This window comes from Brevibacillus sp. LEMMJ03, assembly GCF_007197875.1.
Classification (GTDB): Bacteria; Bacillota; Bacilli; order Brevibacillales; family Brevibacillaceae; genus Brevibacillus; species Brevibacillus thermoruber.
In genome coordinates this window covers 49,014-61,013 of record NZ_VKJN01000013.1, presented here as the reverse complement: position 1 = coordinate 61,013, position 12,000 = coordinate 49,014, and the positions used below count along the sequence as shown (strand labels likewise).

General features: G+C 57.9%; 12 protein-coding genes. 2 read left to right on the top strand and 10 right to left on the bottom strand.

Going from position 1 to position 12,000, the window contains the following annotated elements:
• Nucleotides 1-107 precede the first annotated feature (107 nt).
• Nucleotides 108-470: a cytochrome c551 gene (gene cccB / locus FOI68_RS16655; protein WP_044898826.1), complete on the bottom strand. Its 363-nt coding sequence runs from the start codon at nucleotides 468-470 to the stop codon at nucleotides 108-110.
• Between the two features lie 84 nt (nucleotides 471-554).
• The gene (locus FOI68_RS16650; RefSeq protein WP_035295849.1) at nucleotides 555-824 is read right to left on the bottom strand and encodes a YciI family protein; all 270 of its coding nucleotides are present in this window, start codon (nucleotides 822-824) and stop codon (nucleotides 555-557) included.
• Between the two features lie 136 nt (nucleotides 825-960).
• Between FOI68_RS16650 and FOI68_RS16645 the strand changes: the two genes are divergently transcribed.
• Nucleotides 961-2,388 (top strand): PAS domain-containing sensor histidine kinase, encoded by a 1,428-nt coding sequence (locus FOI68_RS16645; RefSeq protein WP_143863791.1) that lies wholly within the window; start codon nucleotides 961-963, stop codon nucleotides 2,386-2,388.
• Here the strand turns inward: FOI68_RS16645 and FOI68_RS16640 are convergent.
• The 5 genes from FOI68_RS16640 to hpf all read right to left on the bottom strand — a co-directional run bounded on the left by FOI68_RS16640 (nucleotide 2,371) and on the right by hpf (nucleotide 8,555).
• Nucleotides 2,371-3,111: a glycerophosphodiester phosphodiesterase gene (locus tag FOI68_RS16640; protein WP_029100277.1), complete on the bottom strand. Its 741-nt coding sequence runs from the start codon at nucleotides 3,109-3,111 to the stop codon at nucleotides 2,371-2,373. The two genes, FOI68_RS16645 and FOI68_RS16640, sit on opposite strands and share 18 nt — an antisense overlap.
• Nucleotides 3,112-3,122: 11 nt before the next feature.
• Nucleotides 3,123-4,236, bottom strand: a protein-coding gene (gene prfB, locus FOI68_RS16635) for a peptide chain release factor 2 (RefSeq protein ID WP_143863790.1) whose coding sequence is annotated in 2 segments (ribosomal slippage) — nucleotides 3,123-4,154 and nucleotides 4,156-4,236 — 1,113 coding nt in all. Because the reading frame shifts where the segments join, the coding sequence is not laid out codon by codon here.
• Between the two features lie 107 nt (nucleotides 4,237-4,343).
• Nucleotides 4,344-4,856 carry a hypothetical protein gene (locus tag FOI68_RS16630; RefSeq protein ID WP_143863789.1) on the bottom strand — a complete coding sequence of 171 codons (513 nt, stop codon included), beginning with the start codon at nucleotides 4,854-4,856 and terminating at the stop codon, nucleotides 4,344-4,346.
• Between the two features lie 257 nt (nucleotides 4,857-5,113).
• A complete protein-coding gene (secA2, locus tag FOI68_RS16625) occupies nucleotides 5,114-7,636 on the bottom strand; it encodes an accessory Sec system translocase SecA2 (RefSeq protein ID WP_035295853.1) in 2,523 nt (840 codons plus the stop codon).
• Between the two features lie 358 nt (nucleotides 7,637-7,994).
• Nucleotides 7,995-8,555: a ribosome hibernation-promoting factor, HPF/YfiA family gene (hpf, locus tag FOI68_RS16620; RefSeq protein ID WP_029100280.1), complete on the bottom strand. Its 561-nt coding sequence runs from the start codon at nucleotides 8,553-8,555 to the stop codon at nucleotides 7,995-7,997.
• A gap of 204 nt (nucleotides 8,556-8,759) precedes the next feature.
• On the opposite strand from hpf, the gene FOI68_RS16615 reads away from it, so the two are divergent.
• Nucleotides 8,760-9,812 (top strand): HD-GYP domain-containing protein, encoded by a 1,053-nt coding sequence (locus FOI68_RS16615; RefSeq protein WP_044898822.1) that lies wholly within the window; start codon nucleotides 8,760-8,762, stop codon nucleotides 9,810-9,812.
• Between the two features lie 77 nt (nucleotides 9,813-9,889).
• Here FOI68_RS16615 and FOI68_RS16610 read toward each other — a convergent pair whose 3' ends face one another.
• The 3 genes from FOI68_RS16610 to FOI68_RS16600 form a co-directional block, all read right to left on the bottom strand.
• Nucleotides 9,890-10,087 (bottom strand): cold shock domain-containing protein, encoded by a 198-nt coding sequence (locus FOI68_RS16610; RefSeq protein WP_029100282.1) that lies wholly within the window; start codon nucleotides 10,085-10,087, stop codon nucleotides 9,890-9,892.
• A gap of 94 nt (nucleotides 10,088-10,181) precedes the next feature.
• Nucleotides 10,182-10,856, bottom strand: coding sequence for an amino acid ABC transporter permease (locus FOI68_RS16605; RefSeq protein ID WP_035296749.1), 675 nt, complete (start codon nucleotides 10,854-10,856; stop codon nucleotides 10,182-10,184).
• A gap of 89 nt (nucleotides 10,857-10,945) precedes the next feature.
• Complete coding sequence (locus FOI68_RS16600) at nucleotides 10,946-11,755, bottom strand: basic amino acid ABC transporter substrate-binding protein (protein ID WP_143863788.1); 810 nt, start codon at nucleotides 11,753-11,755, stop codon at nucleotides 10,946-10,948.
• Between the last annotated feature and the right edge of the window lie 245 nt (nucleotides 11,756-12,000).

The window sequence follows — 12,000 nt, the reverse complement described above, 5'->3', positions numbered from 1 at the left end:
TCCCTCTGCCCCGATGCCGCCGCTCCGTGTATCCGTTCGTTGGGCGGTCCCCAAGCGGTCACCAAAAAGAAAACGCCCGGCCATTCGCCGGACGCTTCGCGCACGTGCTATTTCTTGTCGGCCAGCCAGGCAGCAACGGTTTCGGCATCTCCGTCCTTGACCAGTCCGCCTGGCATGCTCCCCTTCCCGTTCTTTAGGATTTCCAGGATTTGTTCCTTGGTGTATTTGCCCCCCACGTGCGTCAGGTTGGGGCCGACTGCCCCCTCCAGATTCTGACCGTGGCAGCTTGCACAGTTGTTTTTAAACAACGTTTCGGCTGTCGCGGCATCATACTTGCCCGATGGAGCGGCAGGTGTTTCCGTCGGAGGTTTTTGCCCGGCGGGCGGTTGTGCTTGTTTGCCGCCGGTGGCACAGGCACCCAGGAAGAATACAAGCGCGATGGAAAGGATGGCAAACGGGAAACGCTTCATGCTGTTCCCTCCTTTGTATGAGTATTCTTCGCTAAGTATGCCTCCGCCCGGAACAAATCATTCTTCCGCTCACAGGGAATCCGTCTACGCCAGCGGCAGTTCCAGCGGGCTCCACTCCCGCAGTTCCAGCGTCCGGGCGCCCTCCTTGACGACCGGGTCCGCTTCCGCCAGGCGGCGCGCTTCCTCGGGCGATTCCGCTTTGTAGATGACCATTCCGCCTTGCTTGTCCGTAAACGGTCCGGCCATGACCACTTTCCCCTGCTTGTAGAGGTCATTGAGGTAGCTCAGGTGGGCCGGGCGCACCTTGGCATTCAGTTCCTGGTCAACAATCGTCAGCACGGCAACGTACAGCATGACGTCCTCTCCTTTATCAAACGACTTGTCACTGGAAGTATAGCACAATTTCGACAACTCATTCGGTCGAAGAAGTAGGATTTTCCACGAAAACAGCGAACGATTGAAGGAGGAGCAACAAGAAAGGCGGTAGATAATGGGAAGGCAGATACCACTTTATACGTCCCTGTTCCAGAACAATCCTGACGCTGTCTTTACGGTTGACATGGAAGGCGGGTTTACGAGTGTGAATCCGGCCGGGGAAGCGCTTACGGGATACGCTGCAGACGAGCTCTTCGGCAGAAGGATCTGGGACATTCTCTCGCGCAAAACGGACGGCAATCATGTCGAAGAGATGGTCAAAGCTCTCTATGAAGGAGTCCGCAAAAACCGCCATTATTTCCTTCGACATAAACACGGCCATTTCATCGAAATCAGTGTGACCAGTTTTCCCATTTTCGACAACGGAAAGGTGGCCGGGCGGTACGCAATCGCCAAGGACATCACGGCATACAAGCGGACCGAAGAGGCCCTGCACCAAATGGAAAAAATTTTTCGGCTCATCTCTGAAAACGTAATGGACCTGATCCGGATCACCGACACGAACGGCGTGATTCAATACGCCTCCCCCTCGCACCTTACCGTGCTGGGCATTGCGCCGCAACAGCTTTTGAATCTCCCTTGTTTTTCCCTGCTGCATCCGGACGAACGGGAAAAAGCCAGAGCATCCTATCGGCAGATGGTGGAAAGCAAGCGGCCGGTTGAAAAGGAGTACCTGTACCGGCATCAGGACGGGCGGACCCTGCTGTTTGAAGTGAAAGGGAGGCCGGTCATCGGCCCCAACGGAGAAGTGGAACATGTGGTGGTCATCGGCCGGGACATCACGGAGCGCAGGCGGACGGAAGACATGCTGCGCAACTCGGACAAGCTGTCCGTCCTGGGGGAGCTGGCGGCGGGGATCGCCCACGAGATCCGCAATCCGCTTACCGCGCTGAAGGGTTTTATCCAGCTTTTGCAGACGGAGCAGTCGACCAACGATCAGTATCTGCGCATCATGCTGTCGGAGATCGAACGGATCACCTTTATCACCAGCGAACTGCTGCTTTTGGCCAAGCCCCAGGCGCTGCGCTATCAGCGGCACGACCTGCTGCCGCTCCTGCAAACCGTGATCAAGCTGCTGGAGCCGCAGGCCAATCTGAAAAACGTAACCATCCAGACCCGGTTCCCCGATACCGCCCCTTGTATCACCTGCGAAGAATACCAGATCAAGCAGGTATTCATCAACATCGTGAAAAACGGCATGGAAGCCATGCCGCACGGAGGAACGCTCACGGTTGACGTGTCGGCCGTGGGTACGGCCGAAGTAGTGGTCCGGATCATCGACGAAGGAGACGGCATCCCCGAGGAGATGATCCCCAAATTGGGCGAGCCCTTTTACAGTACCAAAGAACAAGGAACAGGCCTCGGCCTGATGGTGAGCCACAAAATCATTCGTGAACACCGCGGTTCCATCGCCATCCACAGCACGGTGGGAAAAGGCACCACGGTGGAGATCCGGCTGCCGATGTCAGACTTCTGCCCGTAACAGACGGACGACGGCACCGGGTGCATTGGTAATGATCCCGTCGGCTCCGCACGCGACCAGCCTTCTGACGTCCTCTTCCCGGTCTGCCGTGTACGCCAGCACCTTCACCCCTGCGGCATGAGCAGCGTGGACCAGTTCGGATGTGACCAGGTGATGCCACACGTGCAGGGACCCCACCGGGTACGGCAGACGGCGGAGATAGCCGACCGGATCGTACAGGACGGCCTCGTACAACAGCCCCAGACACAAATCAGGCTCTCGCCGATGTACCTCCTCCAAGACCTTGTGGTCAAACGAGGAGACGATCAGCGAGAGCTTGTGTTTCCAGGGGCTCAGCCGTTCTGCGACGGCCGAGCCGATTCCGTCGTACCAGACAGGCCCGTTTTTGATCTCCACATTGACCACCGCTCCGGCGGGAAACAGCGGGAGGACGTCCGCCAGCTCCGGCACCGTCTCGCCCGCGTGGCGGGAGGAAAACCAGGCCCCGGCCGAAAGCCCGGCGAGCTCCGCCATCGTTTTGCTTCCCACCAGTCCCGTACCGGTGGTCGTGCGGTCCAACACGTGATCGTGAATCACACAGAGACGGCCGTCCGCCGTCAGATGCACGTCCAGCTCGACGCCGTCCGCTCCCTGCTCCATCGCCAGCAGGAACGCGGCCCGGGTGTTTTCCGGCGCGTCGGCGGAAGCGCCCCGGTGTGCCACAATCGAGGGTCTGCCGGCCATCGCGACTCCTCCTATCGCTTGATCTGCGAACGCAGATAGGCGTCGATAAACGGATCAATCTCCCCGTCCATTACGGCCTGTACGTTGCCGACCTCCACGTTGGTGCGGTGGTCTTTCACCAGGCTGTACGGGTGGAAGACGTACGAACGGATCTGGCTTCCCCAGGCGATGTCCTTCTGCTCGCCCTGGATGGCCTGCAGCGTTTTTTCCTGCTCTTCCCGTTTCCGCTCAAACAGGCGGGCTGCCAGCATTTTCATCGCCCGTTCCCGGTTTTTGATCTGGGAGCGCTCCGTCTGGCAGGTGACGACAATCCCCGTCGGCAGGTGCGTGATCCGGACGGCGGAGTCGGTCGTGTTGATGTGCTGACCGCCCGCGCCGCTGGAGCGATAGGTATCGATTTTCAGATCCTCGGGACGAATTTCCACGTCGGTGTCTTCCTCAATCTCCGGCAGCACATTGCAGGAGACGAACGAGGTGTGGCGTCGGCCCGAAGCGTCGAACGGAGAAATCCGCACGAGGCGGTGCACCCCTTTTTCCGATTTCAGGTAGCCGTAGGCGTTGTGCCCCTTGATCAGCAGGGTGACGCTCTTGATGCCGGCCTCGTCACCCGGCAGGTAGTCCAGGGTCTCCACCTTGAAGCCCTTCGCCTCCGCCCAGCGGGTGTACATGCGCAGCAGCATCGACGCCCAATCCTGGGACTCGGTGCCGCCCGCGCCCGGGTGCAGTTCCAGAATCGCGTTGTTCTTGTCGTATTGGTCGCTGAGCAAAAGCTCCAGCTCAAAGCTCTCAAACTCTTTTTTCAGCGCCTGGGCGCTCTCGTACAGGTCCTGGATCATCGATTCGTCGCCTTCTTCGATGACCAGCTCCAGCATCACCTGCAGGTCCTCGTACTGGGCGTCCAGTTTGGCCATGGTCTCCACCAGGCCTTTGAGCGCATTCAGTTCGCTGATGGTTTTTTGCGCGGCGTCGTTGTCATCCCAGAAGTCGGGAGCGAGCATCCGCTCCTCCAGCTCGCCGATTCGTTCCTGTTTCGCAGGGAGGTCAAAGAGACCCCCTGATATCCGCTAATCGCTTAGCCATACTGGACATCTCTTGCTTGACGTCCGCAATGTCGATCAATGCCATGTGCGAATCACCTTCTCTTCCTTTTGCTATGTTACATTGTACCGCAAATCGGCGGATTCGCAACCGGACAACGTCGATTCGGGCGTGGCAGAGGCGTCAGCACGGCGTTACCCCTCCGGCGGGGCGGGCGCCGATCGGACGTCCTGCGGGGCGTTCCCCATGTCCCCGCTTCCCGCATGAACGAGCACGCTCCCTCCGGACGGTACCGCCCACCTGTCCGCGGCCTGCAGGCGCACCGCCTGCTGCGTCCATCCTCCGGCGGCTTGACTGCGCGCGCACATCCCCGCCGCACCGCTGTGTCCGCCGTACGCTCGGAATCCGGCCGCTGCACCGGCCTTGTCCGGGATGACGCACCCCGCCGGCGCCGCTTTTGACCAATTGGGTTCCGGAATTTCACGCGTCAGTCTTTCATCGAGGTAGACGACGTCCCTCGCGGCAAACACCACCTCCGGCTGTCTTTCTCCCTCGTCGGTTTCCGGCTTGTCCATCTGTATCTGCCTGTCGGCCAGCAGGTAGGCCGGTTTCTGCTGGTGACCGGCCTGGACCGCATCCAGCGTGGCCGCAATACGCTCCAGCATCAGCTTCCCTTGTATGCCCATCACGTACCTCGACGTTCTCATGGTTCATTCCCCCGTCTCTCGTGTGGATGATTCCCAGGTAAAAGTGGTGTACTTCCGATTGTATTCATTTTGCCTGGTTTTTCCACGAGAATCGTTCGATGCCTTTTTCCAGTGTTAGACAAAACCGCCAAACCTCTTCGGCGAGGCGCACCAGAAACGGGCGAATGCTGTCTAGCCGCAGGGAGACGGGGAGAAAAAAACCGCTCCTCCCGACACGGGAAGAGCGGTTTGCTATGCGCAGCGTTGTCTATTAGCAATTACTGGCCTCGCTTCATCTGACGGCGGCGTTCCTGTTCTTCCGCGCGGCGCTGGGCGCGGTTTTTCGGCTCCGCATCGCCGGACGTCTCGCTCACGGGGCGCTCCGAAGGGCCGGAGGTTTGCAGTTGGGCCGGATTGACCGCCTGGCCGCGCACCACTTCCTGACGCTCCAGGTTTTGGCTGACCTCCGCCTTCATGATGTACATCGCCACTTCTTCCTCGATGGAGGCGATCATGTTCTGGAACATCTCGTATCCTTCAAACTGATACTCGCGCAGCGGATCGTTCTGGCCGTACGCGCGCAGGTGAATTCCCTGACGCAGCTGCTCCATCGCGTCGATGTGGTCCATCCACTTGCTGTCCACGGCACGCAGCACGACCACTTTCTCGAACTCGTTCATCATCTCGCCGATTTCCGCTTTGCGCTTCTCGAACTGCTTCGCCACTTCGTTTTTCAGCAGTTCGGCAATTTCCTCGGCCTCTTTGCCCTTCAGCATGGAGACGGTAATCGTCTCGTCGTGCAGGAAGGTGTTGTTGGCCACCTCAACCAGCCCTTGCAGGTTCCAGTCTTCGGGAACCTCCTCCTGCGGGCAGTAGGCTTCCACGTTGCGGTCGATCACGCTGTGGATCATCTTGAGCACGACTTCGTCCAGGTTGTCCTGCTCCAGGATCTCGCGGCGCTGCTTGTAGATGACGGCGCGCTGCTGGTTCATCACGTCGTCGTACTGGAGAACCACTTTCCGCGCGTCGAAGTTGGCTCCCTCCACCCGTTTTTGGGCGGACTCGACAGCACGCGTCACCAGCCGGCTCTCGATCGGCATGTCTTCTTCCATGCCGAGGCGGTCCATCATGTTCATGATGTTGTCTGCACCAAAGCGGCGCATCAGCTCATCCTGCAGGGAGAGGAAGAACTGGGAGGAACCCGGGTCCCCCTGACGTCCGGCACGGCCGCGCAGCTGGTTGTCAATCCGGCGGCTCTCATGCCGCTCGGTGCCGATGATGTGCAGGCCGCCCAGCTCCGCCACGCCTTCGCCCAACTGGATGTCGGTACCGCGGCCCGCCATGTTGGTGGCGATGGTCACGGCGCCGTACTGGCCGGCACGGGCGACGATCTCCGCCTCGCGAGCGTGGTGCTTGGCGTTCAGGACGTTGTGCGGCACGCCTTTTTGCTTCAGCATTTGCGAGAGACGCTCCGAGTTTTCGATCGAGATGGTCCCGACGAGCACGGGCTGCCCCTTCTTGTGCCGCTCGACGATGTCGTTGACGACGGCGCGGTACTTGGCCGCTTCCGTTTTGAAGATCAGGTCGGGCAGGTCTTTGCGGATGACCGGCTTGTTGGTCGGAATCACCACCACGTCCAGACCGTAAATTTTCTTGAACTCTTCTTCCTCGGTCTTGGCCGTACCGGTCATGCCGGACAGCTTCTGGTACATCCGGAAGTAGTTTTGCAGCGTGATTGTCGCCAGCGTCATGCTTTCGCTCTGGACGCGCAGCCCTTCCTTCGCCTCGATCGCCTGGTGCAGACCATCGCTGTAGCGGCGGCCCACCATCAGACGGCCGGTAAATTCGTCGACGATCACCACTTCGCCGTCCTGCACCACGTAATCCACGTCCCGTTTGAACAGGACTTGCGCCTTGAGGGCGATGTTGATATGGTGGTTCAGGGTCATGTGGGCGGTGTCGTACAGGTTCTCGATGTTGAACGCCTGCTCCACCTTGGCCACACCCTCGTCGGTCAGGGTGACGATTTTCAGCTTTTCGTCCACCGTGAAGTCCTTTTCCGGCTCCAGCCGCTTTACAAAATGGGCGCAGATGTAGTACAGCTCCGTGGAACGGTTGGCCGCCCCGGAGATGATCAGCGGCGTCCGGGCTTCGTCGATGAGGATGCTGTCCACCTCGTCGATGATGGCAAAGAACAGGGGGCGCTGCACCATCTGCTCCTTGTAGAGCACCATGTTGTCGCGCAGGTAGTCAAAGCCGAATTCGTTGTTGGTTCCGTACGTGATGTCGCAGTTGTAGGCGGCCCGCTTTTCTTCGGCGCTCATCCCGGCCTTGTTCAAACCGACGGTCAGGCCGAGGAAGTTGTACAGCTTGCCCATGATGGTCGCGTCGCGCTCGGCCAGGTATTCGTTGACGGTAACCACGTGCACGCCCTTGCCCAGGAGTGCGTTCAGGTACGTCGCCAGCGTCGCCACGAGCGTTTTCCCTTCACCGGTTTTCATCTCGGCGATGCGGCCTTCCTGCAGCACCATACCGCCGATCAACTGTACGTCAAAGTGGCGCATGCCGAGCACGCGCTTGGAGGCCTCGCGCACCACGGCAAACGCTTCGTTGAGAATATCGTCCAGCGTCTCTCCTTGAGCCAGGCGGTTTTTGAACTCCGTCGTCTTCTCGCGCAGCTGCTCGTCGGTCAACGCCGAAATGCTCGGTTCCAGCGCGTTGATCTTTTCCACGCGCTTAAACATCTTTTTGATTTCACGTTCGTTGCTGTCGCCAAAAATCTTTTTCACGAGTCCTAACATAAGGACACCCCTTCCTAGTGGCAAAGCTACCTCGAATTCCTTCCTTGCGCAGCCACATCCAAGTCCCCGCAGGGGGCTTCCTAGTGGCAAAGCTGCCTCGATTTCCTTCCTTGCGCAGCCACATCCGAGTCCCCGCAGGGGGGCTTCCTAGTGGCAAAGCTGCCTCGATTTCCTTCCTTGCGCAGCCACATCCGAGTCCCCGCAGGGGAGACTTCTTCCACATGTTCCTAGCGAAAAAAAGCATCTCTACTATTTATGTTCTCTAAAAAGCTATTTTATCAAATTGCAACAAGCGGATACAAGTAAAGGGGAGTTGCCAGAAGAAAGCAACTCCCCTTGGTGCTCATCCTCGTCCCGGTCACTTCGGTTCGATCAGCCCGTAGCGTCCGTCGTTGCGGCGGTACACCACGTTGACGTCATTGGTCTCGCTGTTTTGAAAGACGAAGAAGTTGTGACCCAGCATATCCATCTGCATGACCGCTTCATACGCGTCCATCGGTTTCAGGTCAAACCGTTTGGTGCGAACGATGTCGATCTCCACGTCATCTTCCTCGTTCTCGTCCGTCGTCAGGACGGCAATGGATTCGTTATCGCGAAGGAGGGCTTTATTGTTGGTCTCAACGCGCAGTTTGCGCATCAGTTTGGTTTTATGCTTACGGATTTGTCGTTCCAGTTTTTCGGCCACCAGGTCGATGGCGGCGTACATGTCGTCATGGGTTTCTTCCGCCCGGATAATCACTCCGCCGAGCGGAATGGTTACCTCGATGGTGGCTTCGTTCCGCAGTACCCTCATGGTGACTTGGGCTTCAGCAGGCTGCGGAGTTTCAAAGTATTTTGCAAGACGGCCGACTTTCTTTACCACATACTCTCGAAGTGCTGCGGTGACTTCCATGTTTTCTCCACGAATATTGAATTTCATGGTTCAAACCTCCTTCCGTCTTTACCTATGTCTATTCCGTACCTATGGATAAAATCCTCCCCGCCCGCTTCAAAAAACCTTTACAAAACCTTTACAATACGACAAAATTCGACATATTTCTGCCAACAATTTCTAATATCCCCTGTGCTATAATGAATCTAATCAATATATGCCGCCGACTTTCTTCGCACGGGAGGAACCATCATGGCAGAAGCAAAGCCTTCACGCTCCATTCTCGGAAAAACGCTGGCGCAGGATGTGTACAACCAATACGGTCTCCTGCTTCTGCCCGCCGGCGCGGTCCTGCACGAAAGCGACATTCGCCTGCTGTCTGCCCACCAGGTGGAAACAGTGCACCTGGCGGAATCCGAAGAAGATCCTGCCATGCCGACTCCTCTCATCCACTGGCAGGAGGCAGAGGCAGCCCGCCAATACATGGAAGCCGTCAAACAGACGGAGCACTTGTTTCTGCAGATCGCCAACGGCTCCATCCCTCCGCTGCACCAGTTTAACGAGGTCTTTTATCCGCTGCTGGACGACGTATTGAAGCGGCACGGCTTTCTCCGCTTCGTATACATAAAAGAAGGAACGGAACAATACACCTACCGCCATTCCCTGCACGTGGGCATCCTGTCCGCCCTGATCGGCAAACTGATGGGCCGCTCCCGGGAAGAGATCGTCCGTCTGGGACAAGCCGGCCTGCTGCATGACGTAGGCAAAATGCTGATGCCTCCAGACATCCTGATGAAACCCACCCGACTTACGGACGAAGAGTTCGCCATCATGAAACAGCATGCCAAGCTGGGTGAGCAGCTTCTCCGTTCCATGGAAGGGGCAGACGAGATCATCCCGCTATGTGCGCTCATGCATCACGAGCGGCTGGACGGCAGCGGCTACCCCGCGGGTCTCACGCAAGCGGACATCCCGCTCGAATGCCAAATCGTCAGCGTCGCGGACGTGTTTGACGCGATCTGCTCCGACCGCGTCTACCGCAAAGGGACATCGCCGTTTGAAGCGTCCAACGTCCTCTGGCAGTCGGCCTGCGAGGGCAAGCTGAACCCGGAGATCGTCACCCGGTTCATCCACTACGTCGTCATGCTCTACGTCGGTTCCCGCGCCTGCCTGAACAACGGCGAGCAGGTGGAAGTGGTGATGATCCACACGGACGAACCGATGCGCCCTCTGGTCCGCCGCGGCGACGACTATCTCGATCTGCGGCAGCACCGCTCCCTGCACATCCAGTCCATCATCGCGTAATAGAAAAAATCCCCCCGGTCTGTTCCATGGACCAGGGGGATTCGCTTTCCCGTCAGGTAAGCGTTTGCAATTGGCGATTAGCGCTTCACCACGTTAGCCGCCTGCGGGCCGCGGTCGCCGTCGACGATGTCAAACTCGACGGACTGCCCTTCTTCCAGCGTCCGGAATCCGTCAGCCTGGATCGCCGTGTAATGCACGAATACGTCGCCGCCGTCCTCCCGCTCAATAAATCCGTACCCTTTTTCTGCGTTGAACCATTTTACCTTGCCATGCATCGAAAAAAACAACCCTTTCTTTTGTAAAAACTTGGGATTGTCCATCCCTTGTGAATGACTATATCACCCAGAGAAACAAGAGTCAAATCTCCCCTTATTTGGGGGAATATTTCTTCTCCAAGCCCCTCACGACGACCCGCGACAGGAACAGGGTGAGCACCAGGTACACGGCCGCCTCCGTCAGGTACGGGGGATACCGCTCAAAGGTGTTTTTGGCCACGTTCATGGCCGCGTAGTTCAGATCCGGAGTGGCGATGACCGCCGTCAGCGAGGAGTCCTTCAACAGGGCGATAAACTCGTTGCCCAGCGCCGGCAGCATGCGGGTAAACGCCTGCGGGATGACGATCAGCCGCATCGCCATGCCCTTGGTCATGCCGAGCGAACGGGCCGCTTCCATCTGCCCCGGGTCGATGGACTGAATGCCCGCGCGAAAAATCTCCGCGATGTAGGCGGCGGCGTTCAGGGACAGGGCGATCAAGCCGGAGTAGATCGCTTCCGGGCTGTTTTCTCCCGGAAAAAAGATTTCCCAGATTGAAGGGATGACGGCAAAGTGGATCAGCAGGATCTGCACCAGCATCGGCGTGCCGCGAAACAGCTCCACGTAAATCGCACAGGGAATGCGCAGCAGCCCGTTTTTCGACAGCTTCCCCAGACAGAGAAACAGTCCCAGCAAGGTCCCGAGCACCGTCGCGACGGTGGTCAGCAGGATCGTGTTCACGATCCCGCGCAGAAACAACTCCCGGTACTCGTAGATGACACTCCAATCCAGAGGGATTCCTCCTTTCACATGATGCGTTCCGCCGGATGGAAACAGCAACGGGTACGCCAGTGGTCGACGTACCCGGCCGGTCGCGCTGTTTACTCGTTACCGAAGTACCGGTTGTAGATTTCCTGCAGTTTTCCGTTTTCCTTGATCGTTTTCAGACCCGCGTTGATCTTGTTCAACAGCTCCGTATTGCCCTTTTTCACAATGATGCCGTAATACTCTTTTTCAAAGGAATCGTCTTTGATCATCTTGAACTTCTTGTCCTTGAATTTCTTGACGTAGTACTTGATCATGCCGTCGTCGCCCACCACGGCGTCGACGCGTCCGTTGTAAAAGTCGTCGATCGCGGACGGCATGTCGTCGTAGCCTTTCAGTCCCTCATAAGTGTTGCCGAACGCCTTTTGCACGACCAATTCGCCGGTCGTCGCCGCCTGCACGCCGATCTTCTTGCCTTTCAGGTCGGCCAGCTTGGTGACCGGAGAGTTCTCCGGAACGAGGATCAACTGGTTGGCTTCAAAATAGGGTTCAGAAAAGTCGTACTTTTGCTTGCGGTCCTCGCGAATCGTGATCGACGAAATCCCGATATCCACGGTCCCCCTGTCCAGTCCGTCAAAGAGCGGGTCCCAACCGGTGTTTTTCCATTCGATCTTGAACCCGGCGGCTTCCGCGATGGCATTCATCACGTCGATGTCGTGACCGCTGATCTTGTCCGCCTCCATCATCTGAAACGGCGGATACGCCGCGTCGGTACCGACCACGTACACTTTTTCCGCCGCACCGCCGCCTCCCGAGGAACCGCTGCCGCTTGCCGCCGGCATGTCGCCCGTACCACAGGCGGATACCAGCAGACCGACCCCAACCGTCAGCACCAGCGACATCAACCATTTGTTTCCGCGCCTCATGTTTGAATAACCCCCTTGTCTGTATCTCTCTGCTTTGCTTTTCCCCAGCGCTGTCCACATCGAGATAACGGTCGCTTCGCGTTCTCCACAAAGTTGTCCACATTATCCACAGACGGTTGTGCACAAGCTGGGAATAACTCACCCCGCCCTGCGTCCCTGCTGCCCTCGGCGTCAGGGACAGGCAGGAAACAAGGTTCGTTCCAAAAAAAGAAAGAAGGATTCCTGTCAGAAATAGTTCTCTCTGA

Excerpts from the sequence above, each read along its gene's own strand:
- FOI68_RS16650 (WP_035295849.1), bottom strand. The coding sequence starts at position 824 with ATGCTGTACGTTGCCGTGCTGACGATTGTTGACCAGGAACTGAATGCC.
- FOI68_RS16645 (WP_143863791.1), top strand. The coding sequence starts at position 961 with ATGGGAAGGCAGATACCACTTTATACGTCCCTGTTCCAGAACAATCCT.
- FOI68_RS16615 (WP_044898822.1), top strand. The coding sequence starts at position 8,760 with ATGGCAGAAGCAAAGCCTTCACGCTCCATTCTCGGAAAAACGCTGGCG.
- hpf (WP_029100280.1), bottom strand. The coding sequence starts at position 8,555 with ATGAAATTCAATATTCGTGGAGAAAACATGGAAGTCACCGCAGCACTT.
- FOI68_RS16640 (WP_029100277.1), bottom strand. The coding sequence starts at position 3,111 with ATGGCCGGCAGACCCTCGATTGTGGCACACCGGGGCGCTTCCGCCGAC.
- FOI68_RS16600 (WP_143863788.1), bottom strand. The coding sequence starts at position 11,755 with ATGAGGCGCGGAAACAAATGGTTGATGTCGCTGGTGCTGACGGTTGGG.
- secA2 (WP_035295853.1), bottom strand. The coding sequence starts at position 7,636 with ATGTTAGGACTCGTGAAAAAGATTTTTGGCGACAGCAACGAACGTGAA.
- FOI68_RS16610 (WP_029100282.1), bottom strand. The coding sequence starts at position 10,087 with ATGCATGGCAAGGTAAAATGGTTCAACGCAGAAAAAGGGTACGGATTT.
- FOI68_RS16630 (WP_143863789.1), bottom strand. The coding sequence starts at position 4,856 with ATGAGAACGTCGAGGTACGTGATGGGCATACAAGGGAAGCTGATGCTG.
- cccB (WP_044898826.1), bottom strand. The coding sequence starts at position 470 with ATGAAGCGTTTCCCGTTTGCCATCCTTTCCATCGCGCTTGTATTCTTC.